This is a genomic window from Bisgaardia hudsonensis (assembly GCF_004345785.1).
Taxonomy (GTDB): Bacteria; Pseudomonadota; Gammaproteobacteria; order Enterobacterales; family Pasteurellaceae; genus Bisgaardia; species Bisgaardia hudsonensis.
Genome location: NZ_SLXI01000016.1, coordinates 1 through 4,559, shown reverse-complemented (window position 1 = coordinate 4,559; position 4,559 = coordinate 1). Strand labels below are relative to the sequence as shown.

1 pseudogene is annotated in these 4,559 nt (G+C 35.4%); it reads right to left on the bottom strand.

What is annotated here, in order from left to right:
- Positions 1 to 4,544, bottom strand: a pseudogene (locus EV697_RS09725) (S-layer family protein); the annotation flags it as partial.
- Positions 4,545 to 4,559: the final 15 nt, after the last annotated feature.

Genomic DNA, 4,559 nt, shown 5'->3' with positions numbered 1-4,559 from the left:
TTTTTTGCCACTATATCAATATTTTTATCTGCTACAATTTCCACCCCTTTGGCTTCTATATTATTGCCTGATAATAATGCGATATTTTCTGCATTGAGTTGCGTACCTTGTTTGCTGATGTTGTGTTTAGCATCATAAGTAGTTTTAGTTGAACGACTTATTGCTGAACCACTTTTCGTATAATGATACTCGTCATAATCCAATTCTTTTGTTGCACTCTTTAAGACTAAGTCATTTTCAGCAAGAGCGATGAGTTTTCGTTTAGCCTCAAGTTTCGCTCCTTCGCTTTCAATTGTATACGCTTGTAATTGCAGCTCCCCTCCACCTTTAACATGGCTTATCACTACATCTTGTACTCGCTCGTTACGATAGTGATCGCCTTTGCCCATTTTTTCATCATCAAGCGTTTTAAGTGCGGTTAAATTTAAACGATTTTTTGCAGAAATAATGGTTTGTCCATCACCCTCATTGATAATATCCGCCCCTTTTATATTGATATTATTCGCTGATATCTGTAATTGACCATTTTGACCCTTTACATAAATTAAGGCGTTTCGGTCTAAGTCAGTGGTGTGACGTTGATAATGAGATAGGTCAACTTTGGTATTTATTGTGGTACTTTGATGTGTTAAATCACCTGCAACATCAATAGCGAGGGCTTTTTCTGCACTAATTTTTCCACCTGTATTAGTTAAATCGCCAGAAGATTGTATCGCAACTAACTCCCCTGAAATATTACCTTGATTGATAATATTATTTGCTTTTAATAGCGTTAATTGACGCCCTGAAATTATGCCACTATTTGTTAAAGATTGACTATTTACCGCAATATTATTCGCTGATATTAATGCTCCTTTCCCATCAATATCGCCTTTTTTCGTCATCACATAGACTTTTGGCACTAATACCCTCTGCTCTTTTCCATTTGGTAAGGTAACTTGTTGAGCTTCAAGCCAGACAATATCACTGGTTAATTGTGCAACCTGCTCTTTACTTAAACTTACCCCCAATGAAAGGTTAAATTTCTTCGCAAAACTCACGCCACTGTTCATTAAGGCTTTATATTGGCTTTCCATATCTTGATAATTACCCAAGAATTGACGACCTGTTAGTTGATTTATTTGCTCTCGAATTAAGCGTTGCTCATAATAACCATCACCTAAGCGTTTATGCACTAAATTATGATCTGAACGCAACATATTAAACATATAATCACTACTTAACCATTTTTGTCTATTGGTGAAAGCCGGATCGGTTTCCACTAATACATGACTATTAGCATGAGGATTAATTTTATAAAGACTCGATGTTGGTAAAACAGTATTGGCTCTAATATGGCGAACTTCATCAACAACTTGCTGTTGATGTTGTTTATCATTGATGCCTTCTGTTACTTTCTGATTTTTATTTAAATTAATTGCATTAAGTGTTAAATCAGGCTGTATTGCTATTGCTTCAAACTGTCCTTGTTCTTGAGCAATCGCTTGATTTAATGCAATGGTTTTTTCTGCTACCCTTAAATGGGCATGACGCCCTTCCCAATCTCTTTGATGATAACGTTTAAACCCTCCACGCCAACGAGACTTAGTCCATTCTTGATTGCCATAATCTTCTGTACGATGAATCCCAAACGCATCTTCATTAACCAAGCTAGTTGGATTATTTTGTGAATTGTAAATTTTATCATTAGCAATTATTGTACTGCGATCATTTAATAAATTTCCTGTAAAACTGATATTACCTGTACTGAGTATTTTCGCAGGATGGGTTTCTTTTACTATTGTTTCTTTTTCCACTCGTCTTGTAACATACACATCCCAAAATTTATAAAACTCTCGTCCCCATAATTTACTATTATGCGTTTCAATCGCCTTTTCTAAATCTGAAAACTTCTCGCTATTTTCTTTCACCCAGTTTAAATAAGGTTTAATTTGCTCTGAGTATTTTTCCAACTTTTTATCATAGGCTTTTTTAGCCATTTCATAGTCTTTTAATTCATCCAGATATTTATCAATGCGAATTTGATAACCATCTTGACTTTCAAACCAACGTTTTCTTGGTTTAGATGGCTCTATTGGCTCTTTTAAGCTAGGATCTAACTGAGATAAATCAGGAAGCGGAGGCGCATCACTTTCTGGGGCATTTAATTTAAAATAAGACCAAGCCGGATCGTCTTTTAGATAAATCGCTTTAGGTGATGGCGCACATCCCATACGCTCTGCCTCATTAGTACAAACATCCTCATTTGGCATGGGCAATATGTAGCCTTCAAAATCACTATTAGTCGGTCTTGTTGTTAATTCTTTACCTCTAAATACGACTTTTCCCGCTCGGCTATAGGATACCCACTTTAATAAATCAAAATTAATTCTTTCTCCTGTTTGAGCATTATCCACAATTAAGTAATGTTCATTTACTGACGTATCACTTAACGTATCTAAATTAGTACGTAAACGTGCATTTGTATTTTTTATTTCTTGAACATCTAAGCTGATATGACGACCTTCAATTAATGCACCTTGATTTAAGAATATATCAGCCTTTCCTACCGCTTGGTTTTGTTCATTTAATCTGCGTCCAATATAAATATCACCACCACTTGAAAGAGTGCCTCCTAATCCATTAAATGACCAATCCTTGGTAAACACCGTTTTACTATTTTTAATAATTGGGGCAGCAATATCTAAACGTTGATGAGTAGCAATGACCGCTGAGCTAATTTGACCATCTGTTTGTAATTCATCGGTATTTTCTAATTGTTGTGCTTGGATAGCAACCGTATCACCATAAATACGCCCTGTTCCAATATTTGTTAATCCTTGACCAACTTTAAGCAGTGATGAGCGTTTCCCTTTAATTAATCCTCGATTAATAAGATTACCTTGCACTTCAACTGTTGTGGTATTCCCCTGAATTTCTGCTTTATTTTTATTTTGTAAATGATTACTACGTAAAGAAAGAGTACCTTCCGAATATAACCCTGCTTCGTTAATTAAATTGCCCTGAGTAGCCAAAGAAAGTACATCACCTCCGACAATATCTTTTTGTGATAAAAAATCTTCTTTTAATTGAATATCTACCTGCTGACCCTCAACATAACCATCGCCAGATAAATAACTTGCTGATAAATTAAGCCCTTTATTTGCTTGAATAGCACCTTGTGTATTAACCACTTTTCCTTGTTCTGCTTTTATCACTAAATCCCCTGTAGAAAGGATTTCACCTGATTGGTTTGTTAATACTTTCTCTATATTGGCATTTAATGTGTTGGTAGCATAAATCCCACCAGTATGATTATCTACTTGTTGCGAGGTAATACTGACTTGTTGTCCGAGTATTCCTTGTATTGGTGTTGCCTGTGTAGCCTTCGTTTTTGTATTATTGATAGTTAAAGCATCAATCACTAAGGCATCTTGAGTTTGAATAAAAGAGCCTTTACCATTTATCCCTTGATTATCTAGATTTCCTGTTAAAGATAACGTTATCCCTTTATCCGCAATAATCTGTCCGCCTCGATTATCAATATCTTGACCCTCGACCTTAAGCTGACCACCACTCAATAAACGACCTTGATAATTATTTAATCGTTGATTAGACATTGATAAATCCATACTACCGCCTGATAACATTAGCCCAACGTGATTATTTAAGCCTTTTTCAAGTTGTAGTTGAAGCAATGTGTTACCACGATTTACCCACTTACCTGCATAATTATTAATTTGTGTAGCCTTTGCATTAATCGAATCTGCACTTAAATTGGCACGCTGAGTAGATAAAAGCGCTGGAGTATTTAATGTAAGATGGTTTAAAGCGACTATTGTTGAGTTATCCGCTAATAAATCGGCTTGAGAAGAATTAACTGTAATATCATACCCACTATTTTGGCTATCAGTTAAATTAACTGATTTTGCATTAACTTCTAGCTTCCCTGAGGTAAGGTGCTTACCTTGTAAATTGGCTTTATTGGTAGAAGAAATCGATAACGTCTGTCCCGTTTTAGTTTGTTTCTCTAATTGGTTATTTGTAACGCCCTCTTTTTCTGTTGTTGTAATGCCTGCCGCAACTACCGCATGATTGGCGGTATTAATATTCTCGGCTTTATAATGAATACTTTTATTGGCTATAGTTTTTCCTTGTTGGGTAATATTTTTATTTGCTTGAGCAATAATATTTCCTTGATGACTGATAAGAGAGCCATCTTGTTGCAAATTAGACTGAGTGTTTAATACGATATGCTTTTGTTTTGTCTCAATATTTCCTGTATTTTCGATATTATTTTTTGCCGTTATCGATACTTGTTTATTCGCATTAATATTGCCTTTGTTTACCACCTTACCATTCACATCAATAACAATATCCCCAGCAGAAGCACCAAGATGCCCAAGATTACGTACCCCTAAGCCAGATTCCGTGCCAATAATATGAATCTTCTCTGCATACATTCCCCCTAAATTAGCAACATCTACCGAATAATGTGTATCATCTGTATTAGTTGTATTGGATTTACTATTGATAATCTGCACAGAATCATTGTTCTTACTCACTTTATTATGACCCGT